This is a genomic window from Pseudomonas mandelii (assembly GCF_900106065.1).
Classification (GTDB): domain Bacteria; phylum Pseudomonadota; class Gammaproteobacteria; order Pseudomonadales; family Pseudomonadaceae; genus Aquipseudomonas; species Aquipseudomonas mandelii.
The window spans coordinates 1,356,278-1,382,563 of record NZ_LT629796.1 but is presented as its reverse complement, the minus strand read 5'-3'; the positions used below and the strand labels follow the sequence as shown (position 1 = coordinate 1,382,563).

The window sequence follows — 26,286 nt, the reverse complement described above, 5'->3', positions numbered from 1 at the left end:
TCCAAAAACAGTCCGACAACCAATTCGTGACACACGCCTCATCTCAAGGCTGCTTTCTCGCCTTGGCTCTCAAGATAGTTCTCTAGATAACAACAACGTCCCGGAGACCCAACATGAACGCATCGCTCACGCCAAACGAAACCACTGTGCAAACGGTCAAGCTGTTGATCGACGGCGAGTGGGTCGAGTCCCAGACCACCGAGTGGCACGACATCGTCAACCCGGCCACCCAGCAAGTGCTGGCCAAGGTTCCGTTCGCCACCGCGCAGGAAGTGGACGCCGCGATCAGTGCTGCCCACCGTGCCTTCCAGACCTGGAAGCTGACGCCGATAGGCGCGCGGATGCGCATCATGCTCAAGCTCCAGGCGTTGATTCGCGAACACTCCAAGCGCATCGCCGTGGTGCTCAGCAACGAGCAGGGCAAAACCATCGCCGACGCTGAGGGCGACATCTTCCGCGGTCTGGAAGTGGTCGAACACGCTTGCTCCATCGGCACCCTGCAAATGGGTGAGTTCGCCGAAAACGTCGCCGGCGGCGTCGATACCTACACCCTGCGTCAGCCCATCGGCGTCTGCGCCGGCATCACCCCGTTCAACTTCCCCGCGATGATTCCGCTGTGGATGTTCCCGATGGCCATCGCCTGCGGCAACACCTTTGTGCTCAAGCCGTCCGAACAGGACCCGATGTCGACCATGCTGCTGGTGGAACTGGCGATCGAGGCAGGTGTTCCGGCGGGTGTGCTCAACGTGGTGCATGGCGGCAAGGACGTGGTCGACGCGCTCTGCACCCACAAGGACATCAAGGCTGTTTCCTTCGTCGGTTCGACTGCGGTCGGTACTCACGTATACGACCTGGCCGGCAAACACGGCAAGCGCGTGCAATCGATGATGGGCGCGAAAAACCACGCCGTGGTTCTGCCAGATGCCAATCGCGTACAAGCACTGAATGCGCTGGTCGGCGCCGGTTTCGGCGCAGCGGGTCAACGTTGCATGGCCACGTCCGTGGTGGTGTTGGTGGGCGCGGCCAAACAATGGTTGCCGGACCTGAAAGCGCTGGCGCAAAAACTCACCGTGAATGCTGGCAGCGAGCCGGGCACTGACGTTGGCCCGGTGATCTCGAAAAAAGCCAAACAGCGGATCCTCGACCTGATCGAGAGCGGCATCAAGGAAGGCGCCAAGCTGGAGCTGGATGGTCGCGACGTCACCGTTCCAGGCTTCGAGAAGGGCAACTTTGTCGGCCCGACCCTGTTCTCCGGCGTGACCCCCGAGATGCAAATCTACACCCAGGAAATCTTCGGCCCGGTGCTGGTGGTCCTGGAAGTCGATACCCTCGATGAGGCCATCGCACTGGTCAACGCCAACCCGTTCGGCAACGGCACCGGCCTGTTCACCCAAAGCGGTGCGGCCGCGCGCAAATTCCAGACCGAAATCGACGTTGGCCAGGTCGGCATCAACATCCCGATTCCAGTGCCGGTCCCGTTCTTCAGCTTCACCGGTTCGCGCGGCTCCAAACTGGGCGACCTCGGTCCGTATGGCAAGCAAGTGGTGCAGTTCTACACTCAGACCAAGACGGTCACCAGTCGCTGGTTCGATGACGACAGCGTCAACGACGGTGTGAACACCACCATCAACTTGCGTTAAGGAGCGGGACATGAAAATCGCTTTTATCGGTCTCGGCAACATGGGCGCGCCGATGGCGCGCAACCTGATCAAGGCCGGCCACGCACTGAGCCTGGTGGACCTGAACAAAACCGTTCTGGCGGAGCTGGAACAACTGGGCGGCAGCATCAGCGCTTCGGCCCGTGAAGCGGCGCAAGGCGCGGAACTGGTGATCACCATGCTGCCCGCCGCTGTGCATGTCCGCAGTGTCTGGCTGGGTGAGGATGGTGTGCTCGCCGGTATCGGCAAAGGCGTGCCAGCCGTGGATTGCAGCACCATCGATCCGCAGACTGCGCGCGATGTGGCAGCCGCTGCGGCCAAGCAGGGCGTGGCCATGGCCGATGCGCCAGTCTCTGGCGGTACGGGCGGTGCGGCGGCCGGGACGCTGACTTTCATGGTCGGCGCCACGCCTGAACTGTTTGCGACCCTGCAACCGGTGCTGGCGCAGATGGGCCGCAACATCGTTCATTGCGGTGAAGTCGGCACCGGGCAAATCGCCAAGATCTGCAACAACCTGCTGCTGGCGATTTCCATGGTCGGCGTCAGTGAAGCCATGGCGCTGGGCGATGCCCTCGGCATCGACACCACCGTGCTGGCGGGAATCATCAACAGTTCCACCGGGCGTTGCTGGAGTTCGGAGATGTACAACCCGTGGCCCGGCATCGTCGAAACGGCACCGGCCTCGCGCGGTTATACCGGTGGTTTCGGTGCCGAACTGATGCTCAAGGATCTGGGGCTGGCCACTGAGGCGGCACGTCAGGCGCACCAACCGGTGGTGCTCGGCGCGGTGGCCCAGCAGTTGTATCAGGCGATGAGCCAGCGTGGGGAGGGTGGCAAGGACTTCTCGGCGATCATCAACAGCTATCGCAAACCCCAGTAAGAAGTTTTTCCGGGGAGTGTGATTAAAGGCTTTTGTGGCGAGGGAGCTTGCTCCCGCTGGTTCGCGAAGCGGACCTGATGCCCGTGAATGAGGTGCGTCAGATAAAACGCAGTTGCTGATTTTACGGCTGCTTCGCAACCGAGCGGGAGCAAGCTCCCTCGCCACAAGGAATGCGTATTTACCGGGAGACCACGTCGGGTGGTCTCCCGGTTTTTTGCATCAGGCAAACACGAAATACTTGCGCACGGTTTCAACCACTTCCCACGTGCCTTTCATCCCCGGCTCAATGACGAAAATATCACCAGCACGCAGATGGATCGGCTCTTTGCCTTCCGGGGTGATGATGCAATACCCCTCGCGGAAATCGCAGTATTCCCACTTCACGTATTCCACATACCACTTGCCCGGCGTGCAGATCCAGGTGCCCATGATCTTGCTGCCGTCTTCGCTGGTGTAGGCGTTGAGGTTGACGGTGTGCGGGTCGCCTTCGAGTTTTTCCCATTTGCAGGCGTCGAGCACCGGCAGCGGATGAGTATCGCGAAGAACGGTAATAGGTGCGGTCATGTGGACTCCGGGGCAGTGGATTAGAGAACTGAAGCCGCACCCTATAGCGCCCCGCACTCGGTCAGTTGTCTGTGCTCGACACTCAGTTACCCAGAAGCGCTGTGCCGATTTGCCTGATCGGCTTCTAAATCCTCAAGGCGCATTATCTAAGGGCCAGGTTGAAAGTTATGAAGTTATAACTGTTTTCTTATCCGGTTTTTATTATTGGTACGTCTGTGCTGTCAGCCAGAAGTTAATACTTTCGAGCCTCTCTCTATTTAGCCGGCGATACAGTGTGCACCCCACCATACGCAGCCTTTGTTAAGTAAATAAGTCGGCAGGCATGGGGCTTCGCACCAATCGAGTGCGGTGCACAGGCCTGTTAGGACGTCTGTCTCAAGTGGTTAAAAAACTTTGAATAGTTCGTTGACTCTCCCCTTAAGGGCAGAGTTTAGATTTCCGCCGCGTCAGAAGTTGCTGTGGGAAAAGTTACTTCTCACATACGGAATTCATGAAGCAATCACGATATAGGGAGATAGAGATGAACAATCCATTGGAGTTGGAAAACGTCATTGTCAGCACCCGCGAGATCCTCGCGCAACTGTTGGTGATGAGCGCCGATGATATCGATGAGAACAGCAGTATCGTCGAGGATCTCAGCGCCGATTCGCTGGACATCGTCGACCTGAGCTTTCAACTGGGCCGTCAGTATGGCTGCACCTTGCCCAAAACCAGCGTGCTCGATCACGCCGTCGCTGTCTGCGGCGACGCCGGCGAGTTCCTGGCCAGCGGTCGCATCACTGAAAACGGCAAGGCCTTGCTTGAACAGAGCCTCAGCGCCTACTCCCCGGATCAACTCCAGTCCGGCATGCAACCGGCGCAGGTATTTGCCGCCACCACCGTGCGCAACTGGGCGCAACAGTGCCGCAACCTCTTCAACTATCTGCCGCAGAACTGCCCCGATTGCGGCGCTCAAAAAGCCGTGCTGAACGAACGTCAGCAAGTGGTCTGTGACGCGTGCAGTGCGCGGCTGGTGCCGGCCGACGGCGACGAGGTTTCACGCCAACTGGTGGAGCAATTTGTGGCCACTCACGTCAAAGAGACGGTGTAGGAGTTCTCATGCGGGCACGAGAAGTCTATGTGACCGGATTCGGTCTGGTGGCGCCCATGGCACTGGACGCCGCCACGTTGTTCGAGCGGATCTGCCAGAAGCAGTCCTGTGTTCGCGAACATCCACGGTTCAAGGCGCTGGGCTTCAACAACAGCGCTGCCGGGTTTATCGATGACGGCCAGTGGCAGCAGATCGCCGCGGGTTTCGGCGGCAATGCTGCGCTGCATCCACGGCAAAGTGTGCTGGCCGAGTTCGTCGCTCGACAAGCCATTCAGCATGCCGGTCTGACCCCGACAGCCTTTGCTCACACCCGCAGTGGATTGTTCCTGGGGGCCAACAAGTACTGCGCGGACAGTCACGATCTGCACCGGGCCAGTCGCTGCATGGATGAGTCCGGGCGTGTCGATCTGGATCAACTGCTGGATAACCCGGCGGCGTCGAGCGTGGTCTTCGGGCGCCGGGTCGATCAGCAGACCCAGCACCTGGCCGAGATGCTCGGTATCCGCGATCACATTTCGACCCACTCCGATGCCTGCGCCGCCGGCACCATGGCGATCGGCAGCGCCTACCGCGCGATCGAGCGAGGTGAAATCGACCTGGCCATTTGCGGTGCCGTCGAACTGATGGCCAACGAGTTGCCGTACTACATGTTCAACAGCCTGGGCGCGCTGTGCCAGGCCGACCTGCCGGCAAGCGAGCAGAGTCGACCGTTCATGCCGGACCGCTGTGGCTTCGTGATCAGCGAGGGCGCGGCCATGATCATTATCGAATCCGCCGAGCATGCGCAACGTCGCAAAGCCGCGCCGTTGGGGCGCGTGCTGGGTTACGCGAATATGTGCGAGGCACAAAAAATGACCTCCAGCAGCCGGGACGGCAGCAAATACGAGGAATGCATGGAAGCTGCAATCGAAGACGCCGGGCTGCTCAGCAGCGCCGTGCAACACGTCAACACCCATGGCACGTCTACCCAGGCTAACGACAGCTGCGAGGCGTTGGCCTTGCAGCGCGTGTTCGGCGAGTGCCAGGAACATGTGACGTTCACTGCCAACAAATCGGCCATCGGTCATTCCTTGGCGGGCAGCGGCGCGATTGAAGCGGTGCTGTCATTGATCAGCCTGCGGGACGGCGTGCTGTTGCCGACCTTGAACTACGATCACGATCGCGCCGAATACCCCTCATTGAAGTTTCTCAGCGAGCCGGTGCGTCAGTCGATCAATGTGGTGATGTCCAATTCGTTCGGGTTCGGCGGCGTCAACAGCTCGCTGGTTCTGGGGAGGGCATGACATGAGCATTGCCGTTTTCATCCATTCTGCCGCCGTGCTGAACGCCGCCGGCAGCGAATGTGCCGACCTGCTCGGAACGCCACCTTCGCCGCAACCGCTGGCATTTGACGCGACGCGACGGGCATACCCGCTGCCGACACCGCGTCTGGCCAGCGATCTGTTCGACCGCAAAATCCAGCGCAGCGTCGAACCTCAAGGCCTGCGGCTTTTGCATTGCACGGCGCGTCTGGCGCCCGCGCTCGCGGCCCTGCAACTGCCGCCGGCACGGATTGCCCTGACGGCGGCCATTCCAGAAGTCGACGCGCCAAGCCCTTGCTGGGACGCAGTGCAAGCGATCGGCGAGCAACCGCAAAAGCCACTGGCGCGACTGTTGGCCAATACACCGCCGCTGCATGCCCTGACGCTGCTCAACAGCAGCGTGATCGCCTACGTGGCCGAAGCGTTGCAATGCCACGGGCCGATGGGGGGGTTCTGTTCCCAGGAAAACGCCGGGCTCGATGCCTTGATCGAAGCCTGCCAGCAAATTGTCGAGCAACGTGCCGAAGCGGCGCTGGTGGTCAGCAGCAGTCCGAACCTGACGCCCGCCCTGTATCTGCGTGAACCCTATCAGGCAGACGAGCCGACTTATGGCGAAGGCGCCGCGGCACTGCTGCTCGGCTCGACGCCTTCGCGCACCAACCCGAAGGCCTTGCGCATTGCCGGGTTCGCCCGGGGTTACAGCGCTGATCCGCAACGGGGCGCAGCGGTTGCCCGGCGGGTGATCGACCAGGCACTGAGCCTGGAAAAACTGTGCCTCGGTGACGTCCAGCAAATCGTCGCCAATCCTGAGGATGCGCAACTGATGAGCCTGTTCGCCGACCGACCGCAGGACGTTCGCAGCACTCATGCCATGACCGGCGATCTTGGCGCCAGCGCCTTGCTGACCGAAATCGCGCTGGCCTTGCACCTTACCCACAACGCTTCGGCGACACCGGGCTATACGCTGTTGGTCAGCCATAGCCGCGCCGGTCATTGGGGCGCCTTGCTGCTGGCCAGTGAAACCATGGAGAAGCACACATGAGTGCGACACGGATTGTGATTACCGGCATGGGCGCCGTGACCGGGTTCGGTTTCGAATGGCAGACCCTCTGGGAAAAAATGCTTGGCGCCGAACATTGCGTGCGTCCATGGCAGCCCGACGGGGTGGAAGACGGCACGTTCCCGGTGCGCTACGCCGCGGCCGTGGATATGAGCCTGTTGCCTGAGGCCCTGCAGGACCACCCGGCCTGGACCGTTGCATTGGAAAAACGCAGCCGTTTTGGCTGGGTGGCCGCCACCCAAGCAGTGAAAGACAGCGGACTTGCTCCTGAACAGCTACGTGAAGCCGCCGTGCTCTGCGCTTCGGGCGCGCCCCAACACATGCTGGCCGACATGCTGTTGACCCAGGCACCGGATGGCTGCACCCCGGGCTGGCAACACCTGATGCCCCGCGCCGGGCAGGTCAGTACCGAGGGCTCGCTGCGTCAGAGCAATGATCGACTGGCTCGGGTGATTGCCGACGGTTTGGGTTGCGAAGGCCCGGTGATCAATATCAGCAGCGCATGCGCCGGAGCCTCCCAGGCCATCGGCAATGCTTTTCAGATGATTCGTCGCGGTGAAGTGAACGTGGCGATTGCCGGCGGCGCCGATTCGGTGCTGAACCTCGACACCATGGCCGCGCTGTACCTGCTCGGCGCGGCATCGAGCGAACAGCGCTGGGGTGTCGATTTGTGCCGGCCATTCGACCGTGATCGCAGTGGCCTGATTGCCGGCGAGGGCGGTGGTTTCTTGGTACTGGAAAGCCTTGAGCATGCGTTGGCGCGAGGAGCGACGCCGTATGCCGAAGTGCTCGGTTTCGGCAGCAGCCTGGACGCCTACAAAGTCACCGCCCCGCAACCCGAAGGTCGGGGCGCGGCGCTGGCGATGCAAGCCGCGCTGGACGACGCCGGCCTGCGTGCGCAACAGATCGATCTGATCAACGCCCACGGCACCTCGACGCCGCTCAATGATGTCGCCGAAACCCTGGCGATCAAAAGTGTGTTCGCCGAGCACAAGCACTACCGGTCACTGGCCATCAGCGCCAACAAGTCGCAGTTCGGGCATTTGATTGCCGCTGCCGGCGCACCCGAATGCATGGTCACCGCGCTGGCGTGCCTGAACGATCTGGTCACGCCGACAGTGAACCTGCATGAGGTCGATGAGCAATGCGACCTGGACTATTGCGCCGGACAAGCGGTCAGCCGCCGGGTGGATTTTGCCTTGAGCAACTCCTTCGGTTTTGGCGGCCTCAACACTTCGCTGGCCTTGGGCAAATATCGGGAGCACGGACAATGACGGGCGCTACTGTGCGCGTTGCCATCGCCGGCAGCGGTTGCGTATTACCCAGCGGCTGGGGCGTGCAACGCTTTTGGTCAGCGGCCAGTGAAGCCCGCAGCGGTATCGCTTTGCTGCAGTCGAAACTGTTCCACAGTGAGCGCGTGACGGCGTTCGGGCATGTCAGTGATGAAGACCATCAAACCAGTCGCCAGGACGTGGCCCAGAACCTCCAGCGTTACTGCCCGCCGGCCGTGATCTGGGGCGTCAGCGCGGTGCGTCAGGCGTTGGTCGAAGCCGGGCTTGAACCAGGCAATGACGAGCTGCGCTACGGCCTCTATTGCTGCCAGGGCGGTTATACCCATCCGTCGTTGGCGGCCTATGGCGAGTTGCTCCACGAGTGCCGCGATGAGTCCGGTGCCGACATGCGGCGCCTTGCTCAACGGGTGTTGCGGGAGCGCGCGCTCGACCCGTTCCTGGTGCTCAAGAGCCTGAGCAACGGCTTGCTCGGGGTTGTCAGTCTGGCGCTGAAACTGGAGTGCGAATGCAACGCCTACATGCAAGGCGTGGCCGGCAATCTGGCGGCGTTGCGCGAGGCATGCGCGGCATTGCAAAGCGGTCGTATCGATGCGGCGATTGTGGTCGGCGCCGGCAGTGAACTCGATCCGTTGGCGCTGGCCGCACTGGCCGAGGCTGGCGTGATCAGCACCGACGGTTCGCAAACCTTGCGTGCATTCGATCGCCAAGGCACGGGTGGGATTGCCGGTGAAGGCGCGGCGGCATTGATTTTGCGCCGGGCCGACGATCTACCGGATGGGCCGCAGACCTGCCTGTCGGGACTCACCGCCCATCCACGACTGGGGGCGTTGAACCTGCCGGACAAACAGGTCGATCTGCTGGTCAGCAGCGCCAGTGGCGATCCGCACAAGGACACCGACCTGGCACGGACGCTGGCCCGCGCCGGTGCCTCGCATATCACCAGTAGCGTGCCGGTGACCGGCATTCTCAGCGGCGCGCCGAGCCTGGTCGACCTGATTCTGTCCCGTCATGCACTGCAGGCCCAGCGTGTGCCGCCGATCATCGGGTTGCAGCAACCGGTGGAACCGCAGCTGCCGTTTGTGCTCGGTGAGGGCCGGGACGCGGTGCTGCGCGACTGCCTGATCATCAACCGTGACGACAACGGTTTCAGCGCCTGTTACCAGCTCGACTATCAGGCGGCCGGTCAGCCGTTTTGAACGTAATGAATCGCTTCTATTTTCTGATCAAGGGATATGACTTTTATGGATTACCGCGATTACGTACGACCTAAATTCGTTGAATTGATGCAGGCCCTGGGCCTGGAATGCCAGTTCCACCGGGCGCTGGGCAGCAAGCTGTTTTACCTCGACAAACAAGGCGCAGAGGTGACCGTCACCGACTTTCTGGGCGGTTATGGTGCGGCGTTGTTTGGCCACAATGATCCGCAGTTCGTCGACCAACTCTGCGGCCTGTTGCGCGCCGATGTGCCGTTCAATGCGCAGATGTCCGTGCGTGGCGCCGCCGGTATGCTGGGCCGCGAACTCAGCGAGGCGTTCAATCGGGAGTTGAACAACAACGAGCGCTACATTTCGACCTTCTCCAACAGTGGCGCCGAGTCGGTGGAAATCGCCGTCAAGCATGCCGAATACCGCCGTCAGAAAACCTTGCAGAAGCAGTTCGACGAACGGGATTTCGCCCTGGCCAACCTGACCGCCAGCGACAAGGCCTATGTCGAACTGGACGTTGATGACCTCGACCTGCCCGTCGGATTGCTGCCGGAAAATCTGTCTTACGTGACCGTGCGCCAAGTGGTGGAAGCGGTGCGTCAACACAACCTCGCGCAGTTGCATGTCGAGCCGGTATTCGTCGCCCTTCGCGGCAGCTTTCACGGCAAACTGGTGAACACCGTCCAGCTGACGTACGGCAAACAGTACCGTCAGCCGTTCGCCCGTTTTGGCCTTAACGTCGAGTTCATCGATCCGCAGCAACCCCAGCAGCTCTTGGATTTGCCGGCCCGCCACACGCGGCATTGGCTTAGCCTTGAGTGGAGCGGCGAGACCTTGCAGGTACGTCGTGACGCTTTCAGCGCGATCACGGCGGTGTTGCTCGAACCGATCCAGGGCGAGGGCGGCATCAACGAGTTCGCCAACGAGTTCTACCTGGGCCTGCGTCGCCTGTGCAACGAGCAGCAATGCCCGCTGATCATCGACGAAGTGCAATCGGGTTTCGGCCGCACCGGCACTTTGCTCGGCGCCAGCCATTTCAACTTGCAGGGCGATTACTACTGCCTGTCCAAAGCGTTGGGCGGTGGCCTGATGAAAATTGCCGCGACGGTCATCCGTGCCAGCCACTACGAAAACGATTTCAGCTACATCCACAGCTCGACCTTCGCCGAAGACGATGCCTCGTGCCATATCGCCCTGTCGGCATTGCGCCGCTTGTTTGCCAACGACAGCGCGATGCTCAAGGAGGTGAACAGGAAAGGCGAATACCTCAAGTCGTCATTGCTCGAACTCAAAGCCGCGTACCCGGACGTGATTGCCGACGTGCGTGGTCGAGGGTTGCTGCTGGGGTTCGAATTGCACGACCTGACCGGCACCAGTTCGCTGGTGCAGGCGTCGGCGCAGTACAACGATGCGCTGGGTTACATCATTGCCGGCTACCTGCTGCAATTCGAATCGCTGCGGGTCGCGCCGTCGGGCAGCAACGCCAACGTGATTCGCCTGGAGCCGCCGGTGTGCATCACCTTCGAGGAAATCGACGGCTTGATCGGCTCGTTGCAAAAGGTCTGCGACATGCTGCGTCGACGCGATGCCTTCCCGCTGGCGGCCGGGGTGTGTGCCGACAGCATCCCCGAAGTACCGGCCCGCGAGGTGAGCTTCAAGGAACCTGAAAACCTCCCAAAGCCTGACGAGAACGTTCGCGTGGTGGCGCGCGTGGCGTTCATCAATCACCTGATCGATTCCGACATGCTCAGTGATGTTGACCCGTCGCTGTCGACCCTCAGCGCCGAACAGAAGCGCGAGTTCATCAAGCGTATGGCCCCGGAGCGGCGTGCTGCGCCAATCGGCCCGGTGCTGATTCGTTCGAAACTCGGCACCGCCGTGGAATTCACCCTGTACCCGTTGTGCATGGACTCCGATGCCATGGCTGCGTACATCGCCAGTGGCGACCTGGACACCATCCGCGACGAAGTCAGTAATCGCATCCGTGATGCCCGGGCGGATGGCTACAGTGTGGCCGGTCTGGGCATGTACACCTCGATCGTCACCAACAACTGTCAGGCGCTGAAAATCCCCGACATGGCGCTGACTTCCGGCAATGCGCTGACCATCGGCATGGGCCTGGAAGCGATCGAGCAAGGTTGCAAGCAGCAAGGCCTGGAACTGAGCCAACAGACGGCGGCGGTGGTCGGTGCGGCGGGCAACATTGCTTCGACTTACGCATCGTTGCTGTCCACCAGTGTCGAACACCTGATCCTCATCGGCAGCGGTCGCGACGGCTCACTGCGGCGCCTGGAGAAGACCGCCCAGCTGATTTACGCCGAGGCCGCCCGCGCGATTCTCAAAGGTGTCGCCGAGCACGACCGCCTCGCCAGCCGCTTGCAGAAACTCGACGGCATCGACGCGTTGTTACAGGCCCACGGTGCTGGCGCCGACCTCGGTTTGCGAGTGCAGCGTCTGGTCGAAGAGCACCTGGGTGCGAATGCGTTCATCACGGTCAGCAATGACCTTGAGGTGCTGAAGCAGGCGCGCATCGTGCTCTGTGCGGCGAATGCCCCTCAACCGTTTCTCGGTGCCGATCACTTCGCCGAAAACAGCGTGATCTGCGACATCGCGGTGCCGCTGAACGTCGATCAGAACCTCTCCGGGCAACGGGCCGACGTGTTGTACATGCACGGCGGGATTGTCCAGACACCGTTGGGCGATGGCCTGATTCGTAACGTGCGCGCCTACCTCAAGGAAGGCCAGTTGTATGCCTGCATGGCGGAGTCGGTGTTGATGGGGTTGTCCGGGATGAAACAGCACTACTCCTACGGCGATATCAGCCGCGAGCAAGTGCAGCAGATTCGTGCCCTGGCCGCGACCCACGGCTTCAGCCTCGCGCAGTTCAAGACTGACAACTCACTCTAAGGAACGGTCATGCCGAATAAAGTAGCAGTGGTGACCGGTGGCAGTCGTGGTATCGGCCGGGCGATTGTCCTGGCCCTGGCCGGCGCGGGCTATCAGATCGCATTCAGTTATGTACGCGACGAAGTGGCCGCCATGTCCTTGCGTGACGAGGTTCAGGCACTGGGCCTCGAGTGCCTGGCGCTGCAATGCGATGTCAGCAGCGGCGACAGCATCAAAGCCTTTTTCGAACGGGTCGACGAGCATTTCCAGCGCGTCGATCTGCTGGTCAACAACGCTGGCATCACCCGTGACGGGTTGCTGGCGACGATGCCGAGCCGCGACATCGTCGAGGTGATCCAGACCAACCTGATCGGCACCTTGCTCTGCTGTCAGCAAGTGGTGCCGGGCATGATGCGCCAGCGCAGCGGTTGCATCGTCAACATCAGCTCGGTGGCAGCGCAGAAACCCGGCAAGGGGCAAAGCAACTATGCCGCGGCCAAGGGCGGTGTCGAAGCGCTGACCCGTGCCCTGGCAGTGGAACTGGCGCCGCGCAACATTCGGGTGAATGCGGTGGCGCCGGGCATCGTCAACACCGAAATGAGCACGGCGCTGATCGGCAGTCAGGAACAGGAAATCCAGTCACGGTTGCTGATCAAGCGTTACGCCGAACCCCATGAGATAGCCGAGGCGGTGCTGTACATCGCCGATCGCGGTTTGTACCTGACGGGTGAGGTCCTGCCGGTCAACGGCGGGTTGAAGATGCCATGAGCCGGACCATTCTGATTACCGGTGCCGCCAAAGGCATCGGCCGGGCGGTGGCAGAGAATTTTGCCGCCGACGCCGGGCACCGCTTGATCCTGCTGGATCTGGATTTACCGGAACTGCAACGCTGGGTCGACGAGCAACACGGGCAGATCAAGGCCCGTGTCGAAACCCATTCGGCGAACATTGCCGACCTGGAGGGCATGGAAGCCTTCTTCAAAATGCTCGCCAAACAGGTGGACTACGTCGATGTGCTGGTCAACAGCGCCGGTATCTGCAACGAGAACGAACCGGAAGATTTGCACAACTGGCACAAGGTGATTTCGGTCAACCTCAACGGTACGTTCTACGTCACTTCTTTGTGCCTGCCGTTGATGCCGGACCGCGGGCGGATCATCAACATGTCGTCGATCCTCGGCCGCGCCGGCAAGGTCCGCAACACCGCGTACTGCGCTTCCAAACACGGCATCGTCGGCATGACCAAAGCCCTGGCGCTGGACCTGGCACCACGGTTGATCACCGTCAACGCGATTCTGCCCGCATGGATCGACACGCCCATGCTGCAAGGTGAACTGGCGGCGCAAGCGGCCATTGCCGGGCTGACCCAGGAACAGATCCTGCGCAACGCCAAGAAAAAACTGCCGATGCGCCGCTTCATTCAAAGCGAAGAAGTCGCGGCGATGGTGCGTTACCTGGCCAGCCCCGAAGCGGGCGGGGTCACCGCGCAGAGCCTGGTGATCGACGGCGGTGTCGGGTTGGGAATGTAACCATGCCGGGATCACACATTAACCGTGCCGCGTGGGCGGTATTGGCCTGCATGGTCGCGCCGCCGGCGCTGGCTGAATTGACGGTCGACGATCTCAAGCCGGATTACGCCGACGCCGAGGTCGGCGTCGCCACCGCGTTGCGCCTGCACGGTGACGACCAGATCACCCAGAAGGCCATGTATTTCAAGGCCAACCTGGAAGACAACTGGGACGGTGGTTACTACAAGGCCAAGGGCCGGGTGCGTTACGACGCTCGCTACGACGGCAACAATCCGTACAGCGAACGGGCGCGGGACAAATACCGCTTCGACGCCGACTGGCGGCATTTGTACTGGGGCCAGTCGGTGGGCGACGGCGAGGTGACTGTCGGCTGGCAGCAAGTGGTCTGGGGTCGTGCCGATGAGTTGCGGGTGCTCGACCAGATCAACCCGGTGGACTATCGCGATGGCCTGACTCCGCTGCTGGAAGACAGCCGGATCGCGGTGCCCATGGTGCGGTTTGCGCAACCGGTGGGCGAGTGGGAACTGGAGGCGCTGTGGGTCACCGACTTTGTGAAAAACCAGCCGCCGGTGGCGGGCAGCGAGTTCGACGCGCCGTTATTTGCCGCGCCGGATCCTCAGTATTTCCTGCTCGATTCCAAACCCGGCTACGACGGTGGCAAGGGCTTTTCGTATGGCCTGAGCGCCAACGGCCGGATCGGGTCGGTGGACACCAGTTTCGTCGCACTGAACGCCCGTCAACAGGACCCGGTGTACGCCGTCGAAGGCCTGGCCGATGACGGCCGCACGCGACTGGAGCGCCAGTTTCCCCGTTACACCATGGGCGGCGCGGGGCTCGCGATCGACGCCGGTCACAGCATCGTGGTGCGCAGCGAAATTGCCTGGTTCGACAACTGGCGGGTGACCAATCCGACCCGCACTTACGGCGCCGACAGCACCTCGATGGTCAAGTCGTTGCTGGGCGTCGACTACTTGCTGCGTGACTGGCTGATTTCCGTGCAGTGGCAGCAACAGCAATTGCTCGACTGGCAGGACGGCATGCTGCAAGACAAGCGCGAGCACCTGTTCACCTTATCCGCCGAGGGCACCCATTGGCAGGACCGACTCAAGAGCCGGCTGGTGGTCGCCGCCTCGCCACCGTTTAACGACGATGCGCTGTTGCAAGGCATCTTCACTTACAAACCGGTGGACTGGATCAAGCTCGGGCTGGAAGTGGATGTGTTCTTCGGCAAGCCCGACAAGCCCTTCGGCGAGTACGACAACCGCGATCAAGTGCGGCTGTCCGCCGGTTACCTGTTTTAACCCTATGACGCCTGCGTGCCCCTGGCGCATGGGCTCGACCATATTCATCTGACGAAAAGGGAAGTTCCCATGTTGCCGCTATTCAAAAGTCTGACCGCCGCCGCATTGATCCTGAGCGGCGCTTGCGCCACCGCCGCCGACGGCAAGAATGCCGATGAAATCATCCGCCAGGTACGGGATCGAAACGACGGCAAAAGCTTCATGTCCCAAGTGTCGCTGATCCTCCACGACAAAAAGGGCAATACTCGGGTTCGCGAGTTCACTTACCTGCAAAAGGATTACCCGGACAGCGACAAATTCAGCATGTATTTCTCCGCCCCCACTGACGTGCGCGACGTGGCTTTTCATATTGAAAACCCCCACGAAACCCTGGGTCAGGAAGACAGCCAGTGGATGTACTTGCCGGTCAGCCGCCAGACGCGGCGGATCTCCACCACCGACAAGCGCGGCTCGTTCATGGGCAGCGAGTACTCCTACGCCGACCTGGACAAGATCAGGGTCAAGGATTACACCCAGACGCTGGTCGGCGAAGAACAGGTCAAGGGCCGCGACTGCTACGTGATCGAGCGTGAACCGGCGTCGCCCGAGGTGCTGGCCAAGACTGGCTACAACAAGCTGAAAGTGTGGATCGACAAGCAGAATTTCCTGGTCATGCGTCAGGACTTCTTCGACGTCAAAGGCGTGCTGGTCAAGCAGATGCGCACGCAAAAGGTCGACACCATCGACTCGATCGACAGCATCGTGTTGAGCGAAACCGAACACTTCATCGACGGCACGCGTTCAGAGATGCGCTTCAACCACCTGCAATACAACGTGCAACTGGAAGACCGTTTGTTCACCCAGACCGCCATCAAGCGCGGGCTGAAAACCGGCGACGTGCCGGACTTTGCCGTGTCTGCCCGCTAAGCACCGATCCCGACGACCCTGGAACGCATGATCATGGAAAGATACCTGAACTTCGTCGAGCGCTATGCGCGGGCGATCGTTTTCCTGCTGGTGGCGGTCACGGCGTATTTCACCTATACGCTGGGCTCGCTGATCTCCGACACCAACCCTTACTTGCTCAAGGAAACCCATCCGGCGCGCAAGACCATCATCGACTTGCAAAGCGAATTCACCGGCACGTTTGACTCGGTGATGGTGGCAATCAACAACCCGCAGACGGTGTTCAACAAGCCGACCCTCAACGCACTGTTTTCGATGTCGCAATCGGTGCGCAAGATGATCCTGGCCAACGACGCCGACAAGGAACAGTTGACGCAAATCGTTGCGAAGCACCCAGACGACAGTCGTGCACAGTTGCTGGCGCGGGACATTCTGGAGAACGGTTTTTCCCAGAACGACTACGCCCAGGCCAAGGCCCTGCGTGATTACGCCAAGAGCCAGAACTGGGATGCCCATGATCAGCTGTTCCTGACTTTTCTCGCCGAGCGAATCAACCCGATCCGTGAAATGGCGTCGATGGGCGACCTGGAAAACATCGTGCTGACCGGCGATGGCGAGTTGCTGATCCACAAGACCCTCAACGCCTACGACATGGACCCGGCGCTGGTCGAGTCGCAGATCATGGGCAACGAGCTGATGGTCGACGGGGTCGTCTCCAAGGACAAGAAAGTCGCGATGCTGGTGGCCGAGCTGGGCACCAAGCAAGACGACGCCCAGGCGCAACTGCGCGCCTACCAGATCGTGCGCGGCATTGTCGCGGACTATCAGGCAGCGCACCCAGAGTTCAAGGATGAGATCTTCATTGCCGGCATGCCGATCTTCATCGCGGCCCAGCAGGAGATCATCGACCATGACCTGGCGGTGCTGTTTCCGATTGTCTTTTTGCTGATCACCCTGCTGTTGATTTTCTTCTTCCGCAAACCGCTGGGCGTGCTGTTGCCGCTGTTCAATATTCTGTTCTGCACCATCTGGACACTGGGCCTGATGGCTTTGTTGCGGGTGCCGTTCGACTTGCTGACCAGTGTCCTGCCGGTGTTTCTGTTCACCATTTGCTGCTCGGATGCGATCCATGTGATGGCCGAGTATTACGAGCAGAAAAACGCCGGTAAAAGTAACCGTGAAGCCAATCGCGAGACGCAACGGCTGATGGTGGTGCCGGTGGTGTTGACGACGGTGACTACCATCGCCACCTTCATGATTTCCACGACCAACAACATCGTCAGCATCCGCAATTTCGGCGTATTCATGTCCATCGGCCTGACGGCGGCGCTGATTATTTCACTGTTGCTGATTCCGGCCTGGATTTCGATCTGGGGCAAGGACCAGACTCCGAAAACCCTCGCTGCCGTGCACAAGGAATCGATCATTTCGCGTTATCTGGTGGCGTTCTGCGCGCGGTTGATCCAGTGGCGCAAACCGATCTTGATCGTGACGCTGCCCTTGCTGATCTTGATGACGGTGTTCACCTTTCGCGTCGATATCGAAGACTCGGGCATCGCCTACTTCAAGCCCGAGAGTCATATTCGCGTTTCGGACGAGTTCATCAACCAAGCCGGGGTCGCGGGCACGGCACCGGGCTGGATCGCCATCGACAGCAAAGAACCGCGCGGCGTGCTGACCACTGAAGTGGTGCAGTTCATCGACAAGCTCGACCACTTCATCAAGCAGCAACCGCACGTCAGTTACGGCTATTCCCTGGCGACTTACGTCAAGCGCATGAACCTGGTGCTCAACGATATGAACCCCGACTACTTGCGCGTGCCCCAGGCGCTGGAGCAGGTGACGTCGGTCAATGATGAGGGGCAGGTCGAGCGGTTCGAGGTGCCGGGCAATTCACTGATCGAGCAACACGTGATGCTGTTCGAGAACGGCGGCGGCTCGGACCTCAATAACGTGCTCAATGCCGACTATTCCAAGGCGTTGACGCTGTACACCATGACGTCGTCGGTGGCCAGCGACTACCAGGCCATGCTGGATCAGCTCGATGCCTGGTTGCTGGTGAACAAACCGGCCAATCTCGAAGTGACGCACGCCGGCACGCCGTTGATCTGGACCGGCGTGTTGCAGGAAATCACCCAGGGCCAGGTCTTGAGTTTTTCCCTGGCGTTGCTGGTGGTCACGCTGATGATGATGTATTGGCTCAAGTCGGTACGGTTGGGCGTACTCGGCATGCTGACCCTGTTGACCACCTCGGTGACAGTCTATGGCTTCATGTTCCTGTTCGGCATCGAGCTGAACATCGGTACGACGCTGGTGACCTTCCTGGTGGTGGGTGTGGTCGATTACGCGGTGCACCTGCTGTCACGGATCAAACTGTTGGTGCAGCAAGGCATTCATATCGACGCGGCCATTTTGCAGGCGATGCACAGCGTCGGCCGTTCGACCGTGGTCAACGTGGTGATTTTCTCCGTGGGATTCATGGCGCTTCTGTTTTCCGACTTCAAGCCGATTGTCGATTTGGGCGCACTGGTGGCGATGGCGCTGTTTTCCAGCGGTGTCATGACCATTCTGCTGGTGACGCTGGTGTCGCCGTGGTTCTTCGCCGCGATTGTTCCGGTAGCGCCGCTGCCGGAAAAAGATCGAGCCGCAGGGAAGCCCGCCTTGATCTGACCTGATGACCGGCAGCGCAGGCGCGCCAGTGACATGCGAGGGATCATCCTGTGCAGCAGGGTAGTCAGTTCAGCGTATTGCCCGGGTTTTTTTCGCCATAGCGGGCGATACGCTCGAACTGACATTCATCTCGGGCATCGTTGAGGTTGTTTTCGAATTCTTCGAGGCCGTTGTGCAGTTGCTGTAGAGCGCCGATCTGGGAGACCAGCTCGGCCTTTTTTTCGGCGATCGCTTTTTGCGCCATGTCCCACGGGAATTCGTCACCGTGGTAGTTGTTCAACATCAACCGCAGCTCTTTGAGCTTGAAACCCAGTTGCTGGGCGCACTTGATGAACGTCAACACCTCGACACTCTGCTGGCTGTAGATACGGTATTTGCCTTCACGCTTGGGCTCGGGCAATAGGCCGATTTCTTCGTAATGGCGAATGCTTTTGACTGTGGTGCCCGACAGCTGGGCGGCTTTGCCGATATACATAAAGATCCGTCTCGATGATCAAACAGGGCGTAGCGCGACCAGACCTCATGCCTGATCGGAGCGAATAATATAGTGAATAACATTCAATGGTTGCAGCGGTGTGTAAATGACGCGCACAGCCGACGAACGACCGCTTGAGAGGGGACGTGAGGACGGGCTGACGGCGAGGGTGCGCCGTCAGCAGACAGCGAAGGGGGCGTCAGCTACCGGCGGTAACCCGGGCCTGTTCGAGCCAGGCGTCACGCTGGGTCGACTTCGAACCCAGGATCGGCCCGAAAGTCAGGGTCTTCAACGGCTTGATGCCGCAGAACTCCAGGGTCGTCTTGCGCATCTGGTGCAGGCCGGGCATGTGATAGACCCATTTGTAATACCAGGGCGGCGTGTCCATGGTCACCAGCAGATGCGCGGTCCGGCCCTTGAGCAGTTTGTCGGGGAAGGCCTTGCCCTCACGGTATTTGAAAGCAAAACCGGGCAGGAAAATGCGGTCGAGAAAGCCCTTCATCAACGCCGGTATGCCGCCCCACCAGATCGGATAAACGAACGTCAGGTGTTCGGCCCAGGTGATATCGGCCTGGGCTTGCAACAGGTCCGGCTCCAGCGGCTGGATAGTGTTATAGCCGTGGTGCAAGACCGGATCAAAGTCCAGCGCATCCAGACGCAGCAGGCGCACGTCATGTCCGGCATCCTTGGCGGCCTGGACGTAAGTTTCGCTCAACGCCCCGCAGAAACTGTCGGTGGAGGGGTGGCCCAGAATCACGAGCATTCGTTTGCTCATCGCGTGTACTCCTGAAATGAAGCCCGCAGCATAGAGTCTGCCCCTTACGGTAGAGTCAAGGCGTTCCCGGCGTCAGCGCCTCCAGCAAGGCCCGGGCGTAACCGGGCAGGCTGTCGACATCACGGGCACAGATTTTCAGGGTGCGGTTGGCCCAGTCTTCGGGAAGAGCGCGGGTCGTGACCCCTTGTACCTGTGGCCAGCGCTCGATGGCCACCCGCGGCACGATGGCCAGTCCTGCGCCGCGCGCAACCATGCGAATGACCCCGTCGAAGCCGTCGGCACGAATGCGGATCGGCATGCGCTGGCCAATGTGCAGGGCCTGTTCTTCCACGTGGATGGCCAAGGCACTGCTGGTGCCCAGGGCCACATAGTCGTGGTTCAAGGTGTCGGCGAAGGTCAATGATGGCTGGTCGGCCAAGGGATGATCCGGAGGCAGAATCAACACCAGCGGGTCATCGCGAAACGGCCGGGTGTGCAGGTCATCGGTGTCCACCGCGTCGGACACGATGCCGAGGTCAGCCGCCCCCTGGCGCAGCGCATGGGTGATGCGGGCACTGGGCAACTCTTGAAGATCGATGTCGAGGTTCGGATGCTCGCGCAGAAAGTCGGCGAGCAACTCCGGCAGGTATTCGGTGATCGCGGTGGTGTTGCACAGCAATCGCACCTGACCTTTGACGCCCTTGGCGTATTCGGCCAGATCCTGTTGCAGGCGCTCGGCTTGTTGCAGCAGGGCACGGGCGTGTTTCGCCAGGGCGTTGCCGGCCGGGGTGGGTGTGACACCGCGCCGGCCACGCTCCAGGAAGTCGATGCCGAGGGAGGATTCCATGGCCCGGATTCGGGCGCTGGCCGCTGCCAGGGATAAGTGGCTGCGGGCGGCACCGGCGGTGATGTTGCCAGTGTCGAGGATGTTCAGGTAGAGGCGCAGGTCGGTCAGGTCGAAGTGCATGGCAGCAACCTCTAAATATGTGTTGCCTGGAAGGGCGCTTTCGCGAGCCGGCTCGCTCCGACATTGGGAAATGCGTTTTAACTGTGGGGGCGAGCCTGCTCGCGAAGGCGTCAGTCGTAACGACGCAGTTGTCAGCCTCTTGTCAGGCAAGAGGCTGCCTCAGTATATGGCAGATTTTCAACCCGCCAATCCAGGCTCACCATGGCCCCATGAATACTCTCTCTGCGTTCTATCAAAACCTCGGTCTGACCCTTTCCTTGCTGGTGATCGCCACATTCCTGCTGGCCGGGATGATCAAAGGCGTGATCGGCCTCGGATTACCCACCATCGCCATGGGCCTGCTCGGTCTGGCTATGGCCCCGTCACAGGCTGCCGCGCTGCTGATCATCCCGGCAACCCTCACCAATGTCTGGCAACTGGCATTCGGTGGGCATTTGCTCGGTTTGATCAAACGGTTGTGGCCGATGCTCCTGGCGATCTTCATCGGCACCGGGGCCGGCACGGTGTGGATCGGCATGGCCGGAGGTCAGTGGGTGGTGCGGGCGTTGGGCGGGGCGCTGATGCTCTATGCACTGAGCGGTCTATTCCTGCCGGCCTTGCGCGTGGGGGGGCAGAGCGAACGCTGGCTTGGTCCGCTGTGTGGAGTTGTGACGGGCGTCATCACCTCGGCCACCGGCGTCTTCGTGATTCCGGCGGTGCCGTATCTGCAAGCACTGGGTTTGAGCAAGGATGAACTGGTGCAGGCCCTGGGCCTGTCGTTCACCGTCTCGACCCTCGCCCTGGCCGCCGGCCTGTTATGGCGCGGCGCCCTTGGCGGTGGTGAACTGAGTGCGTCGTTGCTGGCGTTGATTCCTGCAGTGCTCGGCATGTTGCTCGGCCAATGGCTGCGTCAGCGGATCAGCGCCGTGCTGTTCAAGCGCGTGTTCTTCATCGGCCTCGGTGTGCTCGGCGGCCATTTGCTAATCAACGGGTAGCGGAGGAAGGGCTAAGCATCTCGATGGCGCGGATATCAAAATCCCGTTCCAGGTATTCCATGCGCATGTCGCGGAACTGCTGCATGTGCGGCAGGTTCGAGTGCACGTCGAGGTGCGCCTGGGACTGCCAGATCTCGTAGAAGATAAACAGGGTCGGGTCCTGTTTGTCGCGCAGCATGTGGTACTCGATGCAGCCGGGCTCGGCGCGACTCGCTTCTACATGGCCGCTGAAAAACGCTTCGAAGGCGTCGGATTTTTCCGGGCGGGTCTTGGCGTGCAGGATGAAGCCTTGCAGTTCACTCATCAGAAATCTCCTCAAGTTCAGAATCGGCGCAAGTTTATGGCAACAATCCCCTGTCGATTCGTGCGTATTGGTCAAATGTATTTTGCGAATTCAGCGCTTATTCCGCGCGAGGCAGCTCGTTACTCTGCCGCCATCGAATTCCTGACCTTCCGAGATTTCTCATGAAAAAAGTTCTGTTGCTCAATGGCGGCAAAAAGTTCGCCCACTCCGATGGCCGCTACAACACCACTCTGCATGAAGCCGCGTTGAGCGTGCTGGATCGCGGCGGCATCGATGTAAAAGCCACCTTCATCGACGAGGGCTACGACGTTGCTGAAGAAGTCGCCAAATATCTCTGGGCCGACGTGATCATTTATCAAATGCCCGGTTGGTGGATGGGCGCACCGTGGACGGTGAAGAAGTACATCGACGAAGTCTTCACTGAAGGCCATGGCAGCCTCTACGCCAGCGACGGCCGCACCCGTTCCGACGCCTCGCAAAAATACGGCAGCGGCGGTTTGGTGCACGGCAAGCAATACATGTTGTCGCTGACCTGGAACGCACCGCAGCAAGCCTTTGACGACCCGACCGACTTCTTCGAAGGCAAAGGTGTGGACGCGGTGTACTTCCCGTTTCACAAGGCCAACGAATTTCTCGGCATGAGCGGTTTGCCGACGTTCCTGGCGGTCGATGTGATGAAGCGTCCGAATATCGAGGCTGATGTGGCGCGTTATGAACAGCACCTGACCGAGGTGTTCGGCCTCAAGGCGTGAGCTCGGTTACTATCGATACCTGAAGCCAGAACCTGTAGGAGCCAGGCTTGCCGGCGAAGGCGTTTTAGCGGACGCCTTCGCCGGCAAGCCTGGCTCCTACAGAGGCCGGCGCTGAATTGATCGATGAGGGGCGTCCGTGAAAGCCAGATCCGATGAGTTGCAGATTTTCGTCTGCGTGATTGAGTGCGGGTCGATTTCCGCGGCGGCCGAACAGGTTGGGCAGACGCCTTCGGCGGTCAGCCGTACGCTGTCGCGGCTGGAGGCCAAGCTCGATACCACGCTGATCAACCGCACCACGCGGCGCATGGACCTGACGGAGGAGGGCAAGTATTTCTTCGAGCACGCCAAGCTGATTCTCGATCAGATGGACGAGCTCGAAGAACGCCTGACCTCACGCCAGCAAACCCCGTCCGGGCGTCTGCGGATCAACGCCGCCTCGCCGTTCATGCTGCACGCCATCGTGCCGTACATCGACGAGTTCCGCCGCCTCTACCCCGACATTCAGCTCGAACTCAACAGCAACGACCTGATCATCGACTTGCTCGAACAAAGCACCGATATCGCCATCCGCATCGGCGCACTGGCCGATTCAACCCTGCACGCACGCTCACTGGGTTGCAGCCCGCTGCACATCCTCGCCAGCCCGGCGTACCTTGAGCAACACGGCACGCCAACGGCGGTTGCAGACCTGGCCGGGCATGCGTTGCTGGGCTTTACCCAGAACGAGGGCCTCAACCAGTGGCCGCTACGGTATGTGCACGGTGATCGCTGGCCGATTCAGGCATCGATCAGCGCCTCCAGCGGCGAGACGATCCGGCACCTGGCGCTGGAAGGCCAGGGCATTGCCTGTCTGTCGCACTTCATGACGATCGACGACATTCGTGCCGGTCGGTTGCAGGTGCTGCTGGCGGATTTCAACAGCGGCTATCGCCAACCGATCAACGCGGTGTACTACCGCAACTCGCAACTGGCCCTGCGCATTCAATGCTTCCTGGACTTCATTCAGGGCAAGTTGGCGGCTTATGCGAATGCGAACTTCACAGGCTGATTCGTGATCCCTGCGCAAGAGTGATTTGGGTCAGCGGGTCTGTTTCACCACGGGACGGTCCTCGATACTCAGTGCATCACTTATTCACGCAGGGAGTTTCTCCATGAACGTATTCGTTACCGGCGCTGCTGGTTTCATCGGCGGCTCCATTGCCACCGGTCTTGTCCGGGCGGGCCATAAAGTCACCGGCCTGGTTCGCAACGCCGACCAAGCCACTGAACTGAGCGCAATCGGTATCATCCCGGTGATCGGCACTCTTGACGACAGCGCACTATTGGCTGAACAGGCCCGCGCCGCCGATGCCGTGATCAACGCTGCCAGCAGCGACCATCGTGGCGCGGTGGAAGCCTTGCTCAATGCGTTGCGCGGCTCCCACAAAGTGTTCCTGCACACCAGCGGTTCGAGCATCGTCGGCGATGCCTCCGGCGGTAAAGCCAGTGACGTCATCTACTTCGAAGACAACCTGCCGGAACCGACCGTCGACAAGGCTGCCCGCGTGGCCATCGACAACCTGATCCTCGCCGCGGCGAAAGACGGCGTGAACTCGGCCGTGATCTGCAACACCCTGATTTACGGCCACAGCCTGGGCGTCAATCGCGACAGCGTGCAATTGCCGCGCTTGCTCAAACAGGCGCGTAAAAGCGGTGTGGTCCGACATGTCGGTACGGGTCAGAACATCTGGTCCAACGTACACATCGAAGACGTGGTGTCCCTGTATCTGCTGGCACTGACCAAAAACGTCCCGGGGACGTTCTACTTCGTCGAAAGCGGTGAAGCGTCCTTCATCGACATGACCACGGCCATGGCTGAAGCGCTGAAACTGGGCAAGGCGCAAGACTGGCCGTTGAAAGACGCCGAAGCCGAATGGGGTTATGAAATGGCCAACTATGGCCTGGGCTCCAACAGCCGGGTGCGCGGCAAGCATGCGCGTGAATTGCTGGGCTGGGTGCCGAAGCGGACGTCGGTGGTTGAATGGATTCGGGACGAGATGGTTTGAGTTCGCTTTAGACCGCGTCGCTGCAATCGCGAGCAGGCTCGCTCCCACATTTTGATCTTCATTGGACACAGATTTTGTGTGTAACGGACATCCACTGTGGGAGCGAGCCTGCTCGCGATTGCGTTTTCAGCAACCCGACAACTGGCCGGGTCGCCCCCGATTCCGTAACATCCGCACCCTCTCTCCCTGTCGTGTTCGATTCTCCATGAAACCAAAACGTCTGCGCGCCGATGTCCTGGCCGGACTCACCACTTCTTTCGCCCTGCTCCCCGAATGCATTGCCTTCGCGTTGGTGGCCCACCTCAATCCGCTGATGGGGCTTTACGGCGCGTTCATCATTTGTACCCTGACCGCGCTTTTCGGCGGACGGCCGGGGATGGTGTCCGGTGCGGCGGGTTCGATGGCGGTGGTGATCGTCGCGCTGGTGGTGCAACACGGCGTGCAGTATCTGCTCGCGACCGTGTTGCTCGGTGGCCTGATCATGCTGGCGTTCGGGCTGCTGAGGCTTGGCAAACTGGTGCGCATGGTGCCGCACCCGGTGATGCTTGGGTTCGTCAACGGCCTGGCGATCATCATTGCGCTGGCGCAACTCGAACACTTCAAGGATGGCGAAACCTGGCTCAGTGGCACGCCGTTGTACCTGATGACCGGGTTGGTGGTGTTGACGATGGCGATCGTTTACCTGCTGCCGCGCCTGACGCGTGCCGTGCCGCCGGCGCTGGTGGCGATCCTGAGTGTCGGGCTGGCGGTGTATCTGCTGGGCCTGCCGACGCGCACTTTGGGCGACATGGCGCACATCGCCGGCGGCTTGCCGACGTTCGCGCTGCCAGACATTCCCTGGAGCCTGGACACCCTGCGCATCATCGCCCCCTACGCGATCTTGATGGCGCTGGTCGGCCTGCTGGAAACCCTGCTGACCCTGAACCTCACCGATGAGATCACCGAAAGCCGTGGCTTCCCTGATCGCGAGTGCGTGGCGTTGGGCGCGGCCAATATGGTTTCGGGGGTTTTTGGCGGCATGGGTGGCTGCGCGATGATCGGTCAGACCGTCATCAACCTCAGTTCCGGTGGTCGTGGCCGGCTGTCCGGGGTGGTGGCCGGGGTGCTGATTCTGCTGTTCATTCTGTTTCTGTCGCCGCTGATCGAGCGCATCCCGTTGGCCGCGCTGGTCGGCGTGATGTTTGTGGTGTCGCAGCAAACGTTCGCCTGGGCGTCGTTGCGGGTGGTGAACAAGGTGCCGCTGAACGATGTGTTGGTGATTGTGGCGGTCACAGTCATCACCGTGTTCACCGACCTGGCCACTGCCGTGTTGTGCGGGATCATCATCGCGGCGCTCAATTTTGCCTGGCAGCAGGCGCGCGAGCTGTATGCCGATGCTCATCTCGAAGCTGACGGAAGCAAGCACTATCACCTGCATGGCACGTTGTTCTTTGCCTCGACTACGCCGTTTCTCAATCAGTTCGACCCCGCCAACGATCCGCCAGTGGTGACCATCGACTGCCGCCACCTGAGTTTTGTCGACTATTCGGCCATCGCCGCTCTGAAGACTTTGCGTGAACGCTACGCCAAGGCCGGCAAGCATCTGCGGGTGCTGCATTTGTCCGAGCGCTGCAAGAAGCTGCTCAAACGTGCCCGCGTGAATCACGACTGAAATCAACGCAGGCGCGATGTAAATCCGCCTGCCTGATTTTCAT

Annotated in this window: 23 protein-coding genes; 18 read left to right on the top strand and 5 right to left on the bottom strand. The window is 60.6% G+C overall.

The window, feature by feature from the left end; genetic code table 11:
* The first annotated feature begins 113 nt into the window (after positions 1-113).
* Positions 114-1,640 carry a CoA-acylating methylmalonate-semialdehyde dehydrogenase gene (locus tag BLU63_RS06350; protein ID WP_010463738.1) on the top strand — a complete coding sequence of 509 codons (1,527 nt, stop codon included), beginning with the start codon at positions 114-116 and terminating at the stop codon, positions 1,638-1,640.
* Between the two features lie 10 nt (positions 1,641-1,650).
* The gene (gene mmsB, locus BLU63_RS06345) at positions 1,651-2,538 is read left to right on the top strand and encodes a 3-hydroxyisobutyrate dehydrogenase (RefSeq protein WP_077747330.1); all 888 of its coding nucleotides are present in this window, start codon (positions 1,651-1,653) and stop codon (positions 2,536-2,538) included.
* A gap of 219 nt (positions 2,539-2,757) precedes the next feature.
* Here the strand turns inward: mmsB and BLU63_RS06335 are convergent, their stop codons facing one another.
* Positions 2,758-3,102 (bottom strand): cupin domain-containing protein, encoded by a 345-nt coding sequence (locus BLU63_RS06335; RefSeq protein WP_007946320.1) that lies wholly within the window; start codon positions 3,100-3,102, stop codon positions 2,758-2,760.
* 520 nt (positions 3,103-3,622) lie between these two features.
* On the opposite strand from BLU63_RS06335, the gene BLU63_RS06330 reads away from it, so the two are divergent.
* From BLU63_RS06330 to BLU63_RS06280, 11 genes are all read left to right on the top strand, one after another.
* Positions 3,623-4,192 (top strand): acyl carrier protein, encoded by a 570-nt coding sequence (locus tag BLU63_RS06330; RefSeq protein ID WP_083375111.1) that lies wholly within the window; start codon positions 3,623-3,625, stop codon positions 4,190-4,192.
* An 8-nt stretch (positions 4,193-4,200) separates the two neighbouring features.
* Entirely contained in the window at positions 4,201-5,475 is a 1,275-nt protein-coding gene (locus BLU63_RS06325) for a beta-ketoacyl-[acyl-carrier-protein] synthase family protein (RefSeq protein ID WP_083375110.1), read from the top strand.
* A 1-nt stretch (position 5,476) separates the two neighbouring features.
* Positions 5,477-6,535 carry a beta-ketoacyl-[acyl-carrier-protein] synthase family protein gene (locus tag BLU63_RS06320; RefSeq protein ID WP_083375109.1) on the top strand — a complete coding sequence of 353 codons (1,059 nt, stop codon included), beginning with the start codon at positions 5,477-5,479 and terminating at the stop codon, positions 6,533-6,535.
* The gene (locus BLU63_RS06315; RefSeq protein ID WP_083375108.1) at positions 6,532-7,827 is read left to right on the top strand and encodes a beta-ketoacyl-[acyl-carrier-protein] synthase family protein; all 1,296 of its coding nucleotides are present in this window, start codon (positions 6,532-6,534) and stop codon (positions 7,825-7,827) included. The genes BLU63_RS06320 and BLU63_RS06315 overlap by 4 nt, the downstream gene beginning before the upstream one ends.
* Positions 7,824-9,041: a beta-ketoacyl synthase N-terminal-like domain-containing protein gene (locus BLU63_RS06310; protein ID WP_083375107.1), complete on the top strand. Its 1,218-nt coding sequence runs from the start codon at positions 7,824-7,826 to the stop codon at positions 9,039-9,041. The genes BLU63_RS06315 and BLU63_RS06310 overlap by 4 nt, the downstream gene beginning before the upstream one ends.
* 45 nt (positions 9,042-9,086) lie before the next feature.
* The gene (locus BLU63_RS06305; protein ID WP_083375106.1) at positions 9,087-11,957 is read left to right on the top strand and encodes an aminotransferase class III-fold pyridoxal phosphate-dependent enzyme; all 2,871 of its coding nucleotides are present in this window, start codon (positions 9,087-9,089) and stop codon (positions 11,955-11,957) included.
* 9 nt (positions 11,958-11,966) lie between these two features.
* Positions 11,967-12,704: a 3-oxoacyl-ACP reductase family protein gene (locus BLU63_RS06300; protein ID WP_083375105.1), complete on the top strand. Its 738-nt coding sequence runs from the start codon at positions 11,967-11,969 to the stop codon at positions 12,702-12,704.
* Positions 12,701-13,465: an SDR family NAD(P)-dependent oxidoreductase gene (locus BLU63_RS06295; protein ID WP_010463725.1), complete on the top strand. Its 765-nt coding sequence runs from the start codon at positions 12,701-12,703 to the stop codon at positions 13,463-13,465. Before BLU63_RS06300 ends, BLU63_RS06295 begins: the two co-directional genes overlap by 4 nt.
* Positions 13,466-13,467: 2 nt before the next feature.
* Complete coding sequence (locus BLU63_RS06290) at positions 13,468-14,766, top strand: DUF1302 domain-containing protein (RefSeq protein ID WP_083375104.1); 1,299 nt, start codon at positions 13,468-13,470, stop codon at positions 14,764-14,766.
* A 69-nt stretch (positions 14,767-14,835) separates the two neighbouring features.
* Complete coding sequence (locus BLU63_RS06285) at positions 14,836-15,672, top strand: outer membrane lipoprotein-sorting protein (RefSeq protein WP_010463723.1); 837 nt, start codon at positions 14,836-14,838, stop codon at positions 15,670-15,672.
* A 33-nt stretch (positions 15,673-15,705) separates the two neighbouring features.
* A complete protein-coding gene (locus BLU63_RS06280) occupies positions 15,706-18,321 on the top strand; it encodes an efflux RND transporter permease subunit (protein WP_083375103.1) in 2,616 nt (871 codons plus the stop codon).
* A gap of 64 nt (positions 18,322-18,385) precedes the next feature.
* Here the strand turns inward: BLU63_RS06280 and BLU63_RS06275 are convergent, their stop codons facing one another.
* From BLU63_RS06275 to BLU63_RS06265, 3 genes are all read right to left on the bottom strand, one after another.
* Entirely contained in the window at positions 18,386-18,796 is a 411-nt protein-coding gene (locus BLU63_RS06275; RefSeq protein ID WP_083375102.1) for a MerR family transcriptional regulator, read from the bottom strand.
* A 199-nt stretch (positions 18,797-18,995) separates the two neighbouring features.
* Positions 18,996-19,571 carry an NAD(P)H-dependent oxidoreductase gene (locus BLU63_RS06270; RefSeq protein WP_077747337.1) on the bottom strand — a complete coding sequence of 192 codons (576 nt, stop codon included), beginning with the start codon at positions 19,569-19,571 and terminating at the stop codon, positions 18,996-18,998.
* Positions 19,572-19,626: 55 nt separating this feature from the next.
* Positions 19,627-20,517, bottom strand: a complete 891-nt coding sequence (locus BLU63_RS06265; RefSeq protein WP_083375101.1) for a LysR family transcriptional regulator — start codon at positions 20,515-20,517, stop codon at positions 19,627-19,629.
* 209 nt (positions 20,518-20,726) lie between these two features.
* Between BLU63_RS06265 and BLU63_RS06260 the strand changes: the two genes are divergently transcribed.
* On the top strand, positions 20,727-21,491 hold the full coding sequence (locus BLU63_RS06260; RefSeq protein WP_083375100.1) for a sulfite exporter TauE/SafE family protein: 765 nt from the start codon (positions 20,727-20,729) through the stop codon (positions 21,489-21,491).
* Here BLU63_RS06260 and BLU63_RS06255 read toward each other — a convergent pair.
* Positions 21,481-21,795: a putative quinol monooxygenase gene (locus tag BLU63_RS06255; RefSeq protein WP_083375099.1), complete on the bottom strand. Its 315-nt coding sequence runs from the start codon at positions 21,793-21,795 to the stop codon at positions 21,481-21,483. The two genes, BLU63_RS06260 and BLU63_RS06255, sit on opposite strands and share 11 nt — an antisense overlap.
* Positions 21,796-21,956: 161 nt before the next feature.
* Between BLU63_RS06255 and BLU63_RS06250 the strand changes: the two genes are divergently transcribed.
* The 4 genes from BLU63_RS06250 (at position 21,957) to BLU63_RS06235 (ending at position 26,243) form a co-directional block, all read left to right on the top strand.
* A complete protein-coding gene (locus tag BLU63_RS06250) occupies positions 21,957-22,547 on the top strand; it encodes an NAD(P)H-dependent oxidoreductase (protein WP_010463714.1) in 591 nt (196 codons plus the stop codon).
* Positions 22,548-22,683: 136 nt separating this feature from the next.
* Entirely contained in the window at positions 22,684-23,595 is a 912-nt protein-coding gene (locus tag BLU63_RS06245) for a LysR family transcriptional regulator (protein ID WP_077747341.1), read from the top strand.
* 103 nt (positions 23,596-23,698) lie between these two features.
* Positions 23,699-24,592, top strand: coding sequence for an NAD-dependent epimerase/dehydratase family protein (locus tag BLU63_RS06240; protein ID WP_083375098.1), 894 nt, complete (start codon positions 23,699-23,701; stop codon positions 24,590-24,592).
* 205 nt (positions 24,593-24,797) lie between these two features.
* Positions 24,798-26,243 carry a SulP family inorganic anion transporter gene (locus BLU63_RS06235; protein WP_083375097.1) on the top strand — a complete coding sequence of 482 codons (1,446 nt, stop codon included), beginning with the start codon at positions 24,798-24,800 and terminating at the stop codon, positions 26,241-26,243.
* The last annotated feature ends 43 nt before the right edge of the window (positions 26,244-26,286 follow it).